The organism is Pseudoalteromonas luteoviolacea (assembly GCF_021654285.1).
Classification (GTDB): Bacteria; Pseudomonadota; Gammaproteobacteria; order Enterobacterales; family Alteromonadaceae; genus Pseudoalteromonas; species Pseudoalteromonas luteoviolacea_J.
The window spans coordinates 124,896-143,776 of record NZ_JAKFZS010000001.1 but is presented as its reverse complement, the minus strand read 5'-3'; the positions used below and the strand labels follow the sequence as shown (position 1 = coordinate 143,776).

Genomic DNA, 18,881 nt, shown 5'->3' with positions numbered 1-18,881 from the left:
TATTTCATGGAATTTAGTATTCATGATGCGATTTTTGCTTACGCATAGTAGACGTGCTTGGTTGTGATAATTCAGCTTCGAGTGCACTAGCAAGCCGTTCTTCAAGTATGCATTTATGGGTTGGATAAGGGCAAAACCCAGAGTTTAGATTAGAAGTGATAAAACAATGGTAACAATAACAAAAAATGACGAAAAACTGCCATTGACTCAGGGGCAGGAAGATATTTTATATGATCAATTACATTATGGAGATTCAGCGCTCTATAACATCGGCGGTAAAATTTGGTTGAAACATATAGATGTACCTCGTGTGAGAGAGGCACATGCATTACTGGTGAGTCAGCATCCTATGTTTCAACTGTGCTTACATATGAACGGAGACATGCTACAGCAATCATTTGATAATGATGTTTCGCAAGCATTGCCAATGGTTGACTTTAGCCACCAGCTTTCCCCCAAAGAAAGTGCACAGCATTGGATCAATGTACAATTCCAAAAACCTTTCTCCTTGACGGAGGGGTCGCTATGGCGTGCATATTTACTTGCACTTGGCGATGGTGAATTTTGGTATGTTGGGATTGCCCATCATGTTGTAAACGATGGGTTTGGTTTCTCTAACTGGGTAAAGAGTCTCGCTAAATTTTACAATGGTCAGACAGCGTCCAGTGAGAACGTTGACGATTGGAATGATTTAGTAACTAAAGACTTATCTTATCGCTCCTCAAAACGCTACACGGCGGATAAACTGTTTTGGCAAGATAAGTTGGAAAAAAAGGTGAGTCCTTTATTTCCTGACGTTGCAAAAAAACAAAGTGCTCCTAAAAGTGGTCGCTTGGTTGTAGAGCTTAATAGCCAAGAATGTGCTGCGTTACTCGAAGCAAATGATGCCTTTCAAGATGCGCCCCACGGTTACTTTTTAGCAGCGTTAGCCGTGTATTTTGCTTTGTTTACTGGCCAGCAGTCAATCGTGGTGGGTGTGCCAACTCATAACAGACGAGGTGCTAAAGAAAAATCTGCATTGGCCTTGTTTATTAATGTGAATTTACTTGCGATAGACATTAACGCTGAAGATTCATTCTTTGAAGTGCTTACTCAGGTAAAACAGCATATGAGCGCCGCGTTGAAGCATCGACTCTTTCCCGTTGGACAAGTCACACGAGCAGTGAGTAAAGGAAAAAGTGCACCTTATTCTCTGGGTTTTAGCTACCTTGAGGTGGATGGTGGGATCCTCTTTGGTGATCATGAAGCCAAATATGAGTACGAAACGAACTTTTCACAAACATTGCCATTGAACCTGACGGTATGGAGAGTCAAAGGCGAAGATACTCAGCTGCAGTTTGATTACAATTTGGATTATTTCAGTGAAGCTGAAATGTATTTGTTGAAATCTAGATTTACTGATTTGCTTAAACAAATAAGTGAAAACCCGAGGAAAAAGATTGAAGCCTATTCCATTACGACCCAGCATGAATGCGCTCTTTTAGAAAGCTGGAATAGTACGGAACTGCAAGATAACCAGTATTGTCATTTTGCTGAGTTAGTGTTTGCTGAAGCTCAAAAGTATCCGGAACGTGTGGCTTTGGAAAGTCACGGTCAGCAAGTGACATATCGCCAGTTAATAAACCGCGCGCACGCTTTAGCTGAGCATTTACAAATTCAAGGAGTTAAACCTGGGGATTTAATTGGTATTCACCTTGAACGAGGTACAGGCATTGTCATTTCGCAGCTAGCCATATTATTAACAGGGGCTGCGTTTGTTCCTCTCGACCCAAGTTACCCAGCTGGCAGGCTTGAGTATATGGTTGCACACTCAGGACTTAGCGTAGTTATTTCTGAAAATTCAAGTGCATGGCAGAGTCAACAGCAAACTCTAACGATTGTTGACTATCATCAAGTTATAACAAGTTTAGTTGAGTGCGCTGGATTACGCCCTCTCAATGAAGACTTTTCTGCATTCACAGGGTTGGCTTATGTCATATATACCTCAGGCTCAACAGGCAAACCTAAAGGCGTTAAAGTTAGTCACAGAGCACTGATTAATTTTTGTCATGCAATGAGTCAAACGAGCCCGCTTGACAATAAAGACAACTTTTTAGCCGTCACGCCCATGAGCTTCGATATATCAATTATGGAGCTATTGTGGCCTTTGACGAGTGGTGCGCGTGTTACCATTTTTGAGAAACCTTTGAGAGATGGCATTGGTGAAGTCATTACATTATTGAATGCCTCATCAATCACTCGAGCGCAATTAACGCCGAGTAGTTGGAAATTGCTTTTAGCGGGAGGTTGGCAGGGAAACCCTGAATTAATAGCTTATGTTGGTGGAGAAGCCTTATCTCGAGATCTTGCTGATAATCTTGGGAAAAAGGTTGCGGTGCTTTGGAACATGTACGGTCCTACCGAAGCGACGATATGGGCTACGATGGCCAATGTGAGCCACTCCTTCGATTATAACTGTATTGGACAGCCATTGGCGAATATGCAGGCTCATGTATTGGACAGACATCTTCAAACTTTACCCGTTGGCAGCTTTGGAGACTTATATTTATCTGGCGTTGGTTTATCTGAAGGGTATTTGCATGATGATGCTAAAAGTGACTCGGCCTTTATTGATGTCCAAGGGAAATATTATAAAACGGGTGACATAGCTAGATGGACAACAGAGGGTAAGCTTGAGTTTGCTGGTCGCTCTGATCGACAAGTAAAAGTAAACGGATACCGCATAGAGCCGGAAGAAATATCTACAGTATTGAAAACATTCTCAGGAGTTGATGATGCAGTTGTGACGACGTCCATTATTGGCCATGAAGAAGCTGTATTGGTCGCGTATTATACTGGAGATGAGTCATTATCTGTTGCCGCAGTAAAAGCGCATCTAAGTGCAGTATTACCGAGTTATATGGTACCGGCTTATGTGCAACACTTGACAGAGATGCCATTGACACCCAGTGGAAAAACGGACATTGGCATGTTACCAAAACTGATGTTAAATACGGCGGCTTCGACTGGGGGGAGTTTACAGACTGAGGGCAATAAAACACAGCAATCAATATTTGCCATTGTGTCGCAAACAATTGCTCACTCTGCGTTCTCCTACGACGACAATTTCTTTGATGTTGGAGCCTCATCCAATGACATGCTCGCCATACGTACGATGGTAAATCAGACGTTATCAGTGAACATCGATGTCGTAGACCTATTTCAGTATCCAACAGTAACCAAGCTCTCTACATTTTTAGCTAGCCAAACGAGCGAGCAAGAGTCGTCACCTCGAGCATCAAAAAGACGCAGGCCGGACCTGGATAAGCGTCGACAAAGAAGGAAAAATATCAATGAGTAATATGCACAGTATTAATGGTTCGGAAATCGCGATTATCGGTATGTCTTGCCGCTTTCCTGACGCGCAGAATATTAACCAATATTGGCAAAATTTGCTGGCAGCAAGAGAGTCGATAAGACACTTTTCAGAGCAAGAGTTAGTTGATGCAGGTGTGAGCGAATCCTTAATAAATAACCCTGACTATGTGCGTGCTAAAGGTATTATTGATGATGCAACAAGCTTTGATGCTGCATTTTTTGGATATAGTGAACGAGAAGCGATTTTGATGGATCCTCAACTTAGGATTTATCATGAGTGTGCGTGGCATGCACTAGAGGATGCTGGATATGCAGACTCGGTTAAAGGTTCATTGACTGGTATCTATGGTGGAGCCTCACTAAATACTTTATGGGCATCTCAATTTAAGGATCATGCTACGCAAGGTGGCGTTGCTGCGTATGAAACTATTAATCTGATCAATCGGGACTTTTTTAACTCTCGTTTGGCTTATTTGCTTGGTTTAAAAGGGCCTGCGGTCACTTTGCAAACTGCATGTTCGACTGGGTTGGTTTCGGTTCACCACGCGATACAAGGGCTATTATCTGGTGATTGTGATATGGCATTAGCTGGCAGTGTGTCGATGTCAACGAACCCAGAGCAATCGGAGCCGGATAAACAAGGTTATGTTTACCAAGAGGGGATGATTTTGTCACCAGATGGTCATTGTCGCCCGTTTGATGATAAGGCTAAAGGCACTGTACTGAGCGATGGTGCAGGGTTTGTGGTATTGAAAAGGCTAGAGGATGCTGTCCGTGACGGCGATAGAGTTTATTGTGTCATCAAAGGATCGGCAATCAATAATGATGGAGATGATAAAGTCGGTTACACAGCACCGAGTGTGCAGGGGCAGCAGGAAGTTATCGAAGCGGCTTTAAGTATTGCTGATATTGACCCAGCGCATGTTAGCTATATTGAAGCTCACGGCACTGGGACTAATCTTGGTGATCCGATTGAAATTACAGCGCTTGAGCAGTCTTATTCACCCAGCCAAAAACAGCCATTGCTGGTTGGTTCAGTTAAAAGTAATCTTGGTCATCTCGATACCGCTGCTGGCATGGCGGGTCTATTGAAAGTCGCCTTATCTATTTTTCATAAAACGTTGCCTCCTACACTGCACTTTACCACGCCTAATTCAAAATGTGCGGCATTAGGCGACACGATAAAGCCGATTACTGAGGTGATGTCATGGCACCATGACCATGGGTTAAATGCAGCCGTTAGCTCTTTTGGGATCGGTGGTACCAATGCGCACCTGATACTCAACCAAATGCATATGGATGATATGGATGAAGCATGTAATGGCGAGCAGGTGTTAAATAAAGCTCACCCTATTGTGATACCTGTTTCTGCTCGGGATGCGGGCGCAGTGTCAAGAAAGCTCGAAGAGCTATCAGAATATCTAATGCAAAGTGATGCAACAATCGCAGATGCCTACTATACATTGCTGCGCAAAAGAGCCCAATATGAAGTCCGAGGCGCACTCGTCTTAAATGAAGATAAGCAAGAGTTGGTGTCCGTTTCTCCTTTGAATACGCAAACAAGCTCAGTCCATTTCATGTTTACAGGTCAAGGTAGTCAGCATGTGGGTATGGCCCAGAATTTGTATCAACAATATCCTTATTTTAGGGGGATTATTGATAAGTGTGTGGTTATCGCAGCACAGTTTTCGGATGCACCAATCAAAGACCTATTAATTGCACCTGACAAAGTCCAAAATGCAGATATAGACCGCACGGATGTTGCTCAACTGTGTTTATTTATTTATGAGTATGCGGCAGCACGCTTATTGATGCACACAGGTGTGACGCCCAGCAGTATGATTGGGCATAGTCTCGGAGAATATGTGGCAGCTTGTTTAGCTGATGTATTTACGGTGGAGCAAGGGATCAGGCTGATCGCCGAGCGAGGTCGTTTAATGCAGGCGACAGAAAAAGGTTGCATGATTGCTGTTATGCTCGAAGAAGCTGCGTTAAAAAGTAGGCTACCAGAAGGGGCTGCAATTGCTGCACATAATGGCAACGATAATTATGTGATTTCGGGCTCTGAAACACAAATAAGTTTATTGTGCCAGCGACTTGAGAACGACGACATTGGATTTTTCCCTATCACAACATCCGGTGCTTTCCACTCAAGCTTAATGGATCCCATACTGGCTCAGTTTAAAGCAGTGCTGGCGGATTTTGACCTTCAACCGAATCGCATTCCCATTGTTTCAAATTTGACTGGTGATTGGATCCGACCAGAACAAGTTGTCGATCCTGAATATTGGGTATCACACTTACGTAACACAGTTAATTTTCATAAAGGCATTAATTGTATTCTGGCAGAAGGGCCTGCAACGTTACTTGAGATAGGGCCGCAAAGTGTTTTACAAAAGCTCGTTGAGCGAAATGTGAATGGGAGTAACTCGACAGTATTATCTATTGCTAATTCAGAAAAGCGGCCGAAAGTTAGTCATGGGTTTGCCGTGGCAATAGCAAACTTATTTGTATCGGGCGTGGATATTCAGTGGCATATGCTGCAACCTGTTACAGGTAAGGCAATCTGGATACCTCCTCACCCATTTGAGCGAAATTTGTTGCCATCTCCTTCGTTGCAGGGAGCGACGTCAAACGATAGTGATCAAATGTATTTTACAGAAGCTTGGACTCGAAAAGATAAACGCGAATTACGCACTTCATTAGATCGTGACAGTAAGCCCAACATGCTATTAATCGCATCTCGTGCTCAAGATATGTCGCCATTTATTGATCTTTTCAGTGAGTTGACTGGTCAATGCGTTTGCGCTGAATTAGGGGAAACATATCAGCAAGATTCTAGTGAGCACTTTGTTTTAGGGAAGGATATTGCATCTGATTTTAACGACATGCTGGGCGCGCTCTCTAAAGTAAAACAGTTACCTGATGTTATTTTGTATATCCCCGAATATTTTGGCGCGAGCAATGCGTACAAAGATCACTTAAATCTAGTGTCATTTGGACAAGCAATATCTGAGTTTGAATTCGATAAAACCTTGTCTTTGATCTGTTTAACGCAAGGATTGGCTCAAGCCAATGGCACTGAGGTTTTGGATGCCAATTCGGGCTTACTGTTTGGTCCATTAAGAGTACTGCAGCAGGAAGTAGAGCGTGTTAAGTGTCATCTTATTGATATAGATAGTAAGGAATTGACTGCGCAAGTTAATACCATTGTTGAGGCATGCTTGAATCCCACATTACCCTTTGTGACTGCACTACGGGGTCGATATATTTGGGAGCAAGATTACCAAGAAGAACGTATCTCGGAGTTTGCACCTCCTATGAGACAAATAAAGCAAAACGGCGTGTATATTATAACCGGCGGCTTTGGTGGGGTAGGTGCACACCTTGCTACATTCTTGGCTGAACACTTTTCTGCTAAATTAGTTTTATGTTCAAGATGGAACAGGTCACGTGATCCGTTAGTTGATAAAATCAGGGACAAAGGCGGAGAAGTGCTGACTGTTGAGGCTGATTTCACGATTTCTACTAGTTTTGATCAGGTTTATCTCAAAGCAACCGAGCGCTTTGGTCATGTTGATGGGGTATTACATACCGCTGGTTTACCAGGGGAAACGTTAATTCATAGAATGCCCAGCAATGAGTTATCTGATGTCGTCAAGGTTAAAATCGCAACAGCTCAAAAGATGGTCTCATACGCGCAACAACAGCAATTGGATTTTGTCATCTTCTTTTCATCTGTTACTGGGGTGCTCGGCGGTCCGGGGCAATGTGAATATACCTCGGCGAATGCTTATTTAAGCTTATTAGCCAAAGAAGCGGAATCGCGAGGTATCGCAAATGTCTTTGCCATAGATTGGGATGCTTGGAAAAGCTCTGGTATGGCTTACAATGCCCACAATGGTGGTCAAAAGTTAATTCAACATGATGTGCATCCACTGTTGGGAGATCAGGTTATAGATCAGCCCCAAATAAAGTGTTTTAAGAAGTGCTTTGCGGCTGAGTCGTTATGGGTGCTCCATGAACATGAAGTCATAGAGCAACCAACAGTGCCAGGTACCAGTTATCTTGATATGGCGCGCGCAGGCTATGAGATTCTCAGTGGGAAACAGCAAGCGACAATTCAAAATGTATACTTTTTGATGCCATTGGCATTAAATGCCGGTGAGCAAGCAGATGTTTATACTGTTTTTAAACCAGGTGATAATGGCGCATATACATTTGAAGTGGGAAGCTACCACCTACAAGAGCAGGTGTGGCGTGTTCATGCCCAAGGTCAAATTGGGCGTCAAGAAAAAGCGCAAAGGACACAAGTATCTCCCGAACCTACCGCGTATTTACGACATTTGACAGACATACAAGGTGCGAGCCATTTAGGTGAGCTTGCCATGGCTGATGCCCTAGAGCAAAGTGAAAGGGAGCGTTTAATGAAGTATGGACAGCGTTGGGACTTATTTAATGATGTCTGGTTAAATGAGAATCGTGCGGTGGCCAAACTGACACTAGCTGACAAGTTTATAGATGATTTAGCGCGTTTTAAGTTACACCCATCTATGTTGGACTGCGCCTTGTCATTTTTCAGGCCATTTGTGGAATCAGGCTTATTTATTCCTGTGAGTGTCGGTGAACTTGATGTGTATGACGCGCTTCCAAATGTCCTTTATTCTCATGCTGAACTGATCCCTATGACAGGGCAACAATCAGATGTGATTAGTTTTAATATTGGGCTATATGACGACAGCGGTAAATTACTAGCTTACGTTAAGAACTTTGTTATGCAAAGAATACATAGTCTTGCAGATAAGCATTCTGAGCATCAAAGTAAGCAAGCCCCATCTTATGTCAGTAAGTATGAAGAGATAGCTCATGGCTTAGAGCCAGAGGCTGCAATAGAGGCAGTTAAAGAAGTTTTGGCAGCAGGAACACAGCACGTGATTGTGGCCTTACCTTCATTTTCAGAACGGTTTGTCAAAAATGACTATGCAGATTGGATGGATCAAAGCCAGCTTTCTGTAAATACAGGCAAATTGCAGCCCAGACCGAATATTGCGACTGAATTCATGCCTGCAATTACTGAAACTCAAAAACAAATCTCCGAGATTTGGGCTCAGATGCTCGGTTTAGAGTCTGTTGGTGTCAATGACGACTTTTTTGAATTAGGTGGAAATTCACTGGTACTCATGCAAATCCATAAGCATGTACAAGCAAACTATTCAAAAGAGATCAGTGTAGTTGAGCTATATGACTACCCCACTATCGCCTTACTTGCAGATCGTATTGACCAAAATCATACAGATGTTGCCTCTGAGCTCCTAAATGACGTTGAAGAGCGCTCCACAAAACAAAAAGAAGTACAACGAAGACGCAGAACAAAGCGCAGTGCAGCACTTCGTTTATTAGAGGAAGAATCCCATGGAAAATAACAACAATATAAACTTAGAAGATTACCAGGATGATATTGCGATCATCGCTATGAATGGTCGGTTTCCTGGCGCAAATACAATAGAAAAGTTTTGGGAAAATTTAGAGAATGGTGTTGAGTCCATCACCTACTTTGATACGGACGCACTACTAAAACAAGGTGTAAATCCAGCGCTACTGGAAAATGAGAAGTTTGTTGCTGCAGAAGGCATGCTGGATAATGTTGAAAATTTTGATGCAGAATTTTTTAATATTTCGCCGCGTGAAGCGGAACTGCTAGACCCCCAACATCGCTTATTTTTGGAGGTCGCTTGGGAACTTATGGAAAAAGCGGGCTATCGCAGTGAGAAAGAAGCTGGGCCTGTTGGTGTTTACTGTGGTGCTGGTGCAAGCTCATACTTGTCAAGAAATTTGATGACGCACCCAGAGTTTATTGCAGACGTAGGTACCTTTAAAACATCATTAGCTACGGGTCAAGACTTTGTGGCGACACGGGCGAGTTATAAAATGGGCTTTACGGGGCCAAGTATCAACGTCAATACTTTGTGTTCATCGTCATTAGTTGCCGTTCACTATGCCAGAGAGGCACTCTTAGCTTATCAATGTGATATGGCTATTGCTGGCGGGGTAACAATATCTTGTTCACGTGAAGATGCGCTATTTTATCAAGAGGGAGGGATCGGTGCATTTGATGGACATTGCAGGGCCTTTGATGAGAGTGCAGCAGGGACAGTGGCTGGGAATGGTATTGCCATGGTGGCGTTGAAACGGTGCGAAGATGCTATTCGTGATAACGATCAAATTTTGGCTATTATCAAAGGCTCAGCTATTAATAACGACGGTTCTGATAAGGCAAGTTATACTGCCCCAAGTCCGAATGGACAAGCCCGAGCAATCGTTGAGGCTATGGATGTCGGTGATGTTGATCCTGAAACTATCAGCTACGTTGAAGCACATGGCACAGGCACTAACCTCGGAGATCCAATTGAAGTTGCAGGGTTAACCAGAGCATATCGTATGAAAACGAGTAAAACACAATATTGTGGAATTGGCTCTGTGAAGACGAATATTGGGCATCTGGTTGCTGCTGGTGGCGTTGCAAGTATGATTAAAACTGTGCTGGCAATGCGCAATAGGAAAATCCCAGCTAACCTGAACTTTAATGCGCCCAATCCAAATATCGACTTTGCCAGCTCTCCATTTTATGTTGTAGATCAGAGCCAAGAGTGGAAACCGACAGGTGGTGATGTGTTGAGAGCGGGTGTGAGCTCATTTGGGATCGGCGGAACGAATGCGCATGTGGTCCTCGAAGAAGCGCCTGCTATTCCTAAAAAAGAATCGCCAGTTGGGCAAGCGAGTACAGTCGTTCTGTCAGCAAGGACACCTTCAGCTTTAGCAAAGCAAAAAGATCAGCTTTTAACATTTTTAACGGATAATGAAGGTGATATCTCTCTTTCAGATCTGAGCTATACACTGCAAGTCGGCCGCAAAGAGTTTGAGCATAAGACAGTGATAAGTTGTCGTGATGTAGCTCAACTACAGGCTGCTTTGCAATCAAATTATCCTATGATTGAAGATGTGAGGGCGATCCAAGCAAAAAGAGACGCTTGCTTTATGTTTCCTGGACAGGGTAGCCAGCATCTTGGTATGGGTAAAGCGTTATATCAAAACAATGCTGTCTTTAGAGAATATATCACACAATGCCAGAGCATACTTTCAGAGCTCTGTGAGCTCGATATTGTGTCAATGCTGTATTCAGCTGAACAAGATAGTGAAACTGCAAGTCAGCATTTAATGCAAACAGACATTGCTCAACCAACCCTTTTTTGCATTGAGTATGCTTTGGCTAAAACATTAATGGCAGTGGGAGTTACCCCCTCAAGTTTTATTGGCCACAGTATCGGTGAATATGTAGCTGCTTGTTTATCCGGGGTCTTTAGTCTCAATGATGCCATTAAACTTGTTGTTCATCGTGGTAAGTTAATGCAGATGATGCCGCGCGGCAGCATGCTTTCAGTGAATATGACAGATGCAGAAATTAAGCCGTTATTAAATGAAAAATTATGGCATTGTGTTCAAAATGGCGAGCAAGCCAATATCATTGGTGGAGAATGCCAGGATATCGATGAATTGCAAATACAGTTAGAGCAGCAAGGTGTCAGTTGCGTTAAGTTACATACGTCTCACGCTTTTCATTCAGGTATGATGAACAAGGCTGCTGAGCAGTTCGAACAAGTTTTAGAGACGGTGACCTTATCTAGGGGGACAATTCCATTTATTTCAAATGTCGATGGGAAATGGTCTGGTGAGCGAGCGAACAATAAGCAGTATTGGGTAGAGCATCTATTGAGTACGGTTCGATTTGGCGATGGTCTTGCTACGCTGTTACAGGAAAATCCGGAACTTGTGCTCCTTGAAGTCGGTCCCGGACATAGTTTATGCCATTTTGCACAAGCGCAAAGCACAGCTTCAAAATTACAAATACAGACACTGCCTCATCCTAAACAGGCTCAAGATGCTGACCTGACACTGGCAATGGCACTTGGTAAGCTTTGGGCTCATGGTGTATCTGTGGACTGGAAAAAAGTTCACCATCCATACTTACCGCAGCGTATTGAACTGCCGACTTACCCGTTTGAAAGGCAAAGATATTGGATCCCAGCTGCTAAAGCAAAGCATGCAGGCTTTGAACTTGACGCACTTATTTCTTCGACAGAACAAGTTGAAAAAGTGGAAGGTGGGGTTGCTGCATCGCAGCTGTCAATCACAGTCAACGCAGTTGATGGGCAAACACTGTCAGCCGAAAAGCTAAGCGCGTTGTTAAACATACAGCAAAAAGCGCGCGCTGAAATAGATGCATTGTTTGGCAGTGAATATGATGTTGAGAGCCATGGGGTTGCTGTTAGATTTAGTGAAGATGTAAGTCACAGTGAACAAGATGATGTGCCTAGTTCAAAGCGCATCAGCAATGCGAACTCACGTCCTTATACGTCGACAGAGTATGTTGCACCGAACACTGATGTGCAGAAATCTCTCGTCTCCCAGTGGGAAGATGTACTTGGATATCAACCTGTGGGGATCCGAGATGACTTTTTTGAAATGGGTGGTAACTCGCTTATGGCCGCGTCTCTTGCTGTTCGACTTAGAAAAACGTTTGCGTTGAGTATCCCGATGAAAGAGTTATTAAATAGCCCTACCATCGAAGCATTATCTGAGCTTATTGAGAATCAACGTTGGTTGACGACACAGCAGGGCGATGATGCACAGGCTGAAGTTGAGGAATTTGAGCTATGATGAGCGTTGGGCAGTTTGTTGCGACATTACGTAAATTTAATGTGCGCTTTAGGAGTGAAAAAGGTAAGTTTATCTGTGAAATGCCCAAAGACGCGATACCAAATGAATTGAAAAAAGAGCTGATCAGCCGTAAGGAAGAAGTCAAAGCGTATATAAGCCAGATTACCGAACTGGGTGCAGCGCAAGAGACAATAGCATCAAGTCGATCGTTGACAAAAGGTAATCCGCTTTCATTTGCACAGCAAAGACTCTGGTTACTTGATAAGTTTACGGGCAATAGCAGTCATTATAATACGTACGCAGTATTGCAACTTGAAGGTGACTTGCAAGTGGATGCACTGACTAGCGCATTTGCTGATGTGGTGAAACGTCATGAATCTCTTCGTACAGTATTTTTAGACGGGGAGTCTGGGCCACTGCAATTTATTAGGCCAGAGGAACAAGTGAGGGGCTCAGATATTGTCCGAATAGCATCGCCGTTATTATCCGTAGAATCTTTGGATAGCATGCTACAAGAAGAGATACGTAAGCCTTTTGACTTGACTCGTGATTATATGCTGAGAGTACTTTTAGTCCCTCTTGAGCGTGATTTACATTTAATGTTATTTGTGACACACCACATTGCTTCAGATGGTTGGTCATTAGCACTTGTGGCTAAAGAGATAAGCGATAGCTACACGCTAGCAATTGAGAAAATTGAATCACATAACACACCATTGCCAATCCAATATGCGGATTTTGCATTATGGCAAAATAAGCGTTGGGAAGATGGAAAGTACCAGTCTAAGCTTTCAACTTGGTTAGAAAATTTATCAGGAGCGCCGAGAGAGCATAGTTTGCCAACGGATTATTCAAGGCCAGCACTGTCTAGTTTTAGAGGGAAAAGATCTGATGGCTTTATTAGCGCACATTTAACAGATCGACTTCAAGCATTAGCGCGGCATAATAAAGTGACGCTATTTGGAGTACTGCAATCAGCTTTTGCGTTACTGGTAGCGAAATTAAGTGGTGAAAGAGATGTGGTGATTGGCGTGCCCACGGCATCGAGAGATAATATCGAACTTGAAGAGCTAATCGGCTTTTTCGTCAATACATTACCTGTGCGTAGCGAAGTTGACTGGTCAGACTCTTTCACAGCCTTTCTTAAAAATAACAACGAGGCCCTAAACCAAGCATTTGAGTTAGGTGAGGTGCCATTTGATGCTATCGTTGATGGATTAAAGTTGGAGAGGCTTGCGAGTCATAACCCTGTATTTCAAATTTTATTCGCATTTCAAAATAATCAGGTGGCAGAGCTTGAAATGCCGCATATCAATGTCACGGATAAAAAATTTGACGGTGGCACGACGCGGTTTGACTTAGAGCTACATATCACGCCAGAAGCATCAGGCTTGGCGCTGTCTATGTATTATTCAACCGAGCTATATAGTGCTTCAACGATTACTTCTTTTATGCAGGCGTATGTGGGTTTGTTGACGCATATTGTCGACACCCCAGAGTTGGCGGTGTCTCGATTACCTGTTGTTGCACACGGCAAAGCTGAGGGTGATCATAGTCCATGGATGATTGGTCCAGCCAACCATGATTCATCGGTATCATTAGTACAAGATTTTTTAAGTGAAAGCGCCAAAACGTTCCCTGACAAAGCTGCATTAATGTGGGATGGTCAAACAGTTAGTTATGCCCAATTGGAGAAAAAGACTAACCACTTTGCTCATTATCTCCGTCGCAATGGGGTAACAGAGGGTGACTCTGTTGCTATGTTGCTCCCCAGATCTTTAGATATGGTAACGGTGTTAATTGGGATATTAAAAGCGGGAGCAACCTATGTCCCCATTGATGCCTCTCTTCCAGCAGAACGTATAGACTCGATTTGTTCAGATTTGAATAACGCGCTCATGGTTACGAATGAGCACTGTGTTGATAAAGTGGCTAACCACTCAGGTTCTGTTATTGTATTAACAGAGGCGATAAAGCAAGACATTGCTGCTGGGCCAGATACGCATGTACATTTAACTATGGCAGCAGATCAATTATTGGCTTACACCTTGTATACCTCAGGGTCGACGGGTAAGCCAAAGTCAATTGGTATGCCTCACAGTGCCTTGGTTAATTTGATTAATGCAACGGTATTGGATGCGCCATGCTTAGGACGTGAGCAAACTGTGTTGCAATACTCGTCCATTGGCTTTGATATGAGCTTCTCGGATATTTTCTTATCATTACAGTGTGGAGGCACACTTGTTTTGTTGGAAGAAACTCAGAAGTATGATATTCCTCAAATATGCCATCTCATTCAAAAATACCATATTTCAGTAGTGAATTTACCTTACTCAGTTATGCACACATTGTGTGAATATGCAGTTGACAATCAGATTGCGCTAAATAGCTTAGAGTGTGTGTTGAGCTCAGCTGAGCAATTAAAAATTACAAGTGCAGTGAAATCATTTTTTAGCAATACTCAGGCTGCACTGATTAACCATTACGGGCCTTCCGAAACGCATGTGGTTACCGCTTATGCAATGCCGGATAATGTAAGCGAATGGCAAGAATTTCCACCCATAGGCAAGGTGCTTGGTAATATTAAAGCGGTCATATTGGATGAGCACAAGCAACAAGTGCCTTTTGGTGGGCGAGGGATCTTGCACATAGGTGGCCCCTGTTTGGCCCAGGGGTATTTAAATAGACCAGAATTGACCGAAGAGAAGTTTGTTTATATTCAAAATGAGGAATCTGTGCAAGAGCGATTTTATTGTACTGGTGACTTAGTGCAGCTGCGTGGCGATGGCAATTTGCATTACTTGGGTCGACAAGATAATCAGTTTAAATTGCGTGGTTATCGAATAGAGGCGGGAGACGTTGAGTCTGCTTTGCGTAAAAATGCGGATATAACAAGTTGCTACGTCTGCCTAAAAATATGTAATGATGAACCTTTGCTAGCCGCTTATATTCAGGCTGCACCTAATGTGAAGGCTGATAATACTTGGCAGGTGCAAGTGATTAAAAAGCTAGCAAATCAGTTGCCAATCTATATGGTACCTAGTGTAGTCGTGCCAGTTACTCAATGGCCGCTAACGCAAAATGGTAAAATAGATCAAAGTAAGTTGCCTGAAATCGTTTTATCAGCTGACCAAATAACTAGGCCTGTCAAATCTGAATCAGAGCGTCAGGTTGCGAAAGAGTGGGCTAGTTTATTAAACCTTGCAGAATCATCTTTGGATGCCAATGCTGAGTTTTTTAGGCTGGGCGGGAATTCTTTATTGCTGACGAGAATGGTCAATCAGGTTAATAAAGCCTTGTCAGTTGATTTATCGGTTAAATCTGTTGTCGAGCAGTGCACTATCGCGCAAATAGCGATACAGATAGATGAACAAAGACAAATACAGCGATTGCGGGATGCCGTACTGAGTAACGTTGAATTAAATGAAGATACAATTGAAATATGAAATTATCATCACTGTTAGAAGCCTGCCACCAAGCAGGCATTAGGCTTTCTGCCGGTCAAGGAAAGTTACGTGTAAATGGCGCAGATCGTGAGCGCCATGCTGATTTACTATTGCAATTAAAGAATAACAAAGCCGCGCTAATTGAGATTTTACAGGCGTCAAATGTCGTTGAACTAGTACCACAGAATGTGAAGTCGAATGTACCGCTTTCATTTAATCAGCAGCGGATTTATCTAAGTAGCACCATTGAAGCTAAAAGTGCCATATATCATATGCCTATCGCAATGAAGTTGACGGGTGATTTGAATTTAAGTGCACTTGAATATAGTTTTAATCAAGTAATACAGCGACATGAAATTTTGAGGACCCGTTACAGCTGTAAGGATGACCAATTTTTTCAAACGGTAGCAGAACCGAGTCCTCTTGCAATTGAATATATCACTTATGAAGACATCGAATCAGATGTGGCTAGTCAAATAGATCGTACTTTAGCAGAGCATGCCGAACGTGTGTTTGACTTGGAAGAAGCTGAGCCGATAAGACTATTAGTAATAAAATGCTCGGGGCAAGAGCATATTATGAGTTTGGTGATCCATCATATTGCTTTTGATGGGTGGTCCCAATCATTACTGGTCGATGAAATCGTGAAGTTTTATTCTGACTATGTCATGGAGCGAGATTTTAATCTTGCTCCGCTTCCTATTCAATATACAGACTTTGCAATCTGGCAGCGTAAAATGTTTGACTCTAAAGCTTCTCAACGTGAGCTAGACTATTGGTTGCAGCAGCTTAAAGATTTGCCTACATTGCATTCGATCCCAACTGATTTACGCAGGCAGAGCCTTCGAGAGACTCGTTATGAGGTGTGTGATACCACATTGAGTAAAGATACCAGTAAAGTATTGGCTGACTTTGCTCAGGCCCAACAAGTATCATTATTTATGTTACTGTACGCAGCGTTTAATTGCCTGGTAGCAAAGTGGAGTAATAATGAGGATGTGGTAGTTGGCACACCGGTAGCCGGTCGCAATAGTGCGGAGCTGGAGAAGTTACTCGGTTTTTTCATAAACACCGTTGTGTTGCGCAATCAAGTGAGCGATAAAGACACCTTTCTTGATGTTCTGGGAAGTAGTAAGAGAGTAGTATCAGAAGCTTTTGAACATCAGTCTTGTCCATTTGAGTTGCTGGTGGAAAAACTGAATCCAAAAAGGAACAATGATCACACTCCATTATTTCAAATTTGGTTTGTGATGCAAAACAATGAACAAAGAGAGGTGTGTTTTCCTGAGCTAGAAACGAATATCATTAGTCAGCCCAATCCGGTTAAGTATGAAATTAGTGTCTATATTACACAAACCAATGATGGACTGAATATCCAATGGTGTTATGCATCGAATCTATTCGAGGCTCAAACGATTGACTATGTTGCAGGTCAGTTTAACCAATTTCTGGAACAGTTGGTTGAAAATAAAGGCAATCAGATATCTAAACTGCCTTTATTTTTATCAGAAAGTCTACCATTGGAGGGCCAGTTAGATGGTATATTGCAGAGCGCAACAAGGGCTATGTCGAACAAAGCCAGCGTGTATGAACGATTTACTCAAATTGCGCTTAACCAACCTAGTAAGAGTGCGGTGGTTACGACCAGTGAAAGTTGGTCTTATGCAGGCCTCTTAAATTATGCAGAGCAGTTAGCGCTTTTATTATCGTCACAAAAGGCTAAATGTGTAGGCTTAATGTTGGGACATAACCCAGATATGGTGGCTATGATATTGGCTGCTTTGAAATTAGGCATTACTTACGTGCCAATCTCCGCGTCTTACCCTAATAGTCGCATCAACTTTTTATTGCAAGATGCTGAGATAGATGTGCTTTTGACTAATGATGAAAGCATGTCAGGGCTAACTATGGATGATCTCACGGTGCCTGTCATTGTGCTGGACCACAAACGTGAAGTAGAACTTAATGATACCTCTAATCAGCTCCCAACACCGACGATAGATGAAAATGAACTTGCTTACATACTATATACATCTGGTTCTACGGGTCAGCCGAAAGGCGTGATGCAGTCTAGGAAGGGCTTGGCTTACTATGCGGATATGTATATCGATAAAAGTCATCTTAATATCGGTGATAAAGTAGTCCAATTATCCTCATTTACTTTCGACTCCGCTGTGATGGATATGTTTGGTGCTCTGTTAAGTGGTGCGCAGTTACAGTTGGTGGATGTGGAGAAGGAAACAGCACTGGCCAAGACATTAGATCATCTACAAACCACAGTTTTACATTGTACTCCGACCGTATTTAGGTTACTTTGTTCTCAATATCCAACTCGATTTGAACAGATAAGACTGGTAGTATTGGGCGGTGAACCAGTTGATACGAATGATATTGCTTTGTTTAAAGCGAGTTTTATAGCGCAATGTGAGTTTGTTGTGGGCTATGGCTTAACTGAATCGACTATGGCTCTTCAGTGGCGTCCAGATGCGCATGCTCTAGATGAACGAACCTTACCGTGCCTTGGACGTGAAATTGAGAGTGATGCAGTTTCATTGAGTAATGCGCAAGGTGCCCCGTGTAGTATTTTTGAACCAGGGGAGATAGTACTTTGGCTAGATGCTATTGCACGAGGTTATAAAAATCAAACTTGTCTCACGAATGAGACGTTTTTTGAAAAAGGTGGGCGAAGAGGTCTGCGAACAGGGGATTATGGGATACGGATGCCTGATGGTAATATCCGTTTTCTTGGTCGTCGTGATGGTCAAATCAAGTTCAATGGCATTCGTATAGAAGTCGCTGAAATTGAGGGGGAAGTCCGATCTTTACCTGACGTTAAAGATGCCGCTGTAGTTGTCGTTGAGCAAGGTAACATTCGTCAAATATGCGTTGCAGCTGAATATTCGGGTATGATACCTGAAGAGCAGAAAACACTGTCGTCATTAAAACGTGTGCTACCTGACTATATGGTGCCAGCGCAAATTCGTTTTGTTGAGAGGTTGCCAAGAACACACTCTGACAAGATAGACCGCGCCCAGCTAAAAACGCTTGATTGGACATTTAAAGGACGTGAGGAGAAGCCCACTTCCCAAACTGAATATGCTCTGCTCACGATATGGCAGGAAATTTTTGGGCGAAAAAATATAGGTATATCCGATGGCTTCTTCGAGCTTGGGGGTCACTCCCTATTGTTAATTAAAATGCTGGGAAGAATTCGAGATACCTACGGTATTGAGTTGCAGTATCAAGACTTAGTTGGTGCTGAAACTATTCGAACCTTAGGTGAATTGATCGACAATTTATTGCTGATGAAACAGTTGAAAAAGTCACCTGCAAAGAAGAAATCTATGACAATTTAAGATAAAA

General features: G+C 42.8%; 5 protein-coding genes. All 5 read left to right on the top strand.

Translation table 11 applies throughout. The annotated features are described in order from the left end of the window. Positions 1-166: 166 nt before the first annotated feature. Genes L1077_RS00410 through L1077_RS00390 form a run of 5 tightly spaced genes read left to right on the top strand, consistent with a single transcriptional unit; the run spans position 167 to position 18,874 of the window. On the top strand, positions 167-3,340 hold the full coding sequence (locus tag L1077_RS00410; protein ID WP_237135118.1) for a non-ribosomal peptide synthetase: 3,174 nt from the start codon (positions 167-169) through the stop codon (positions 3,338-3,340). After that, complete coding sequence (locus L1077_RS00405) at positions 3,333-8,780, top strand: type I polyketide synthase (RefSeq protein WP_237135117.1); 5,448 nt, start codon at positions 3,333-3,335, stop codon at positions 8,778-8,780. The genes L1077_RS00410 and L1077_RS00405 overlap by 8 nt, the downstream gene beginning before the upstream one ends. Further along, complete coding sequence (locus tag L1077_RS00400; RefSeq protein WP_237135116.1) at positions 8,770-12,072, top strand: type I polyketide synthase; 3,303 nt, start codon at positions 8,770-8,772, stop codon at positions 12,070-12,072. Before L1077_RS00405 ends, L1077_RS00400 begins: the two co-directional genes overlap by 11 nt. Beyond that, the gene (locus tag L1077_RS00395) at positions 12,069-15,518 is read left to right on the top strand and encodes a non-ribosomal peptide synthetase (RefSeq protein ID WP_237135115.1); all 3,450 of its coding nucleotides are present in this window, start codon (positions 12,069-12,071) and stop codon (positions 15,516-15,518) included. The genes L1077_RS00400 and L1077_RS00395 overlap by 4 nt, the downstream gene beginning before the upstream one ends. Beyond that, positions 15,515-18,874, top strand: coding sequence for a non-ribosomal peptide synthetase (locus tag L1077_RS00390; protein ID WP_237135114.1), 3,360 nt, complete (start codon positions 15,515-15,517; stop codon positions 18,872-18,874). Before L1077_RS00395 ends, L1077_RS00390 begins: the two co-directional genes overlap by 4 nt. Positions 18,875-18,881: the final 7 nt, after the last annotated feature.

Excerpts from the sequence above, each read along its gene's own strand:
- L1077_RS00400 (WP_237135116.1), top strand. The coding sequence starts at position 8,770 with ATGGAAAATAACAACAATATAAACTTAGAAGATTACCAGGATGATATT.
- L1077_RS00390 (WP_237135114.1), top strand. The coding sequence starts at position 15,515 with ATGAAATTATCATCACTGTTAGAAGCCTGCCACCAAGCAGGCATTAGG.
- L1077_RS00410 (WP_237135118.1), top strand. The coding sequence starts at position 167 with ATGGTAACAATAACAAAAAATGACGAAAAACTGCCATTGACTCAGGGG.
- L1077_RS00395 (WP_237135115.1), top strand. The coding sequence starts at position 12,069 with ATGATGAGCGTTGGGCAGTTTGTTGCGACATTACGTAAATTTAATGTG.
- L1077_RS00405 (WP_237135117.1), top strand. The coding sequence starts at position 3,333 with ATGAGTAATATGCACAGTATTAATGGTTCGGAAATCGCGATTATCGGT.